Annotated in this window: 1 protein-coding gene; it reads left to right on the top strand. The window is 37.1% G+C overall.

Features of this window, described 5'->3' with window-relative positions; genetic code table 11:
* Nucleotides 1–233, top strand: a 233-nt coding sequence (locus tag R2R70_RS19295; RefSeq protein WP_410978793.1) for a DUF1566 domain-containing protein, incomplete at its 5' end; no start/stop codon positions are given.
* Nucleotides 234–348 lie beyond the last annotated feature (115 nt).

The following is a 348-nucleotide window of genomic DNA, read 5'->3' on the forward strand; positions in this document are numbered from 1 at the left end:
ATTGGCAGGTGCCTAATATTAAAGAGCTAGCCAGTATTTTAGAGCACAGTTGTACAGAGCCAAGCATAAATGAAGTTGTTTTTTTAGGCACTAAATCTCAAAACTATTGGTCTAGCACATCGGGTGTTAGCAATATGAGTTCGGCCTGGGTGTATCAGTTTGACAGCGGGCTAAATAGTTTACGCTCTAAAACCAGTGATGTTTATTTACGCCTAGTTCGCTACGAAAAATAAAGACCAAATAAGTTTGATTAAAAAGCGTAGTTATTGAAGGTCACTTCTGTAGCTGCGCTTTTTTGTTTTTACATAAATTTACTTTATTTCAACAATAAAGCGCCCACAACGATGT

This window comes from Cobetia sp. SIMBA_158, assembly GCF_046566945.1.
Taxonomy (GTDB): domain Bacteria; phylum Pseudomonadota; class Gammaproteobacteria; order Pseudomonadales; family Halomonadaceae; genus Cobetia; species Cobetia amphilecti.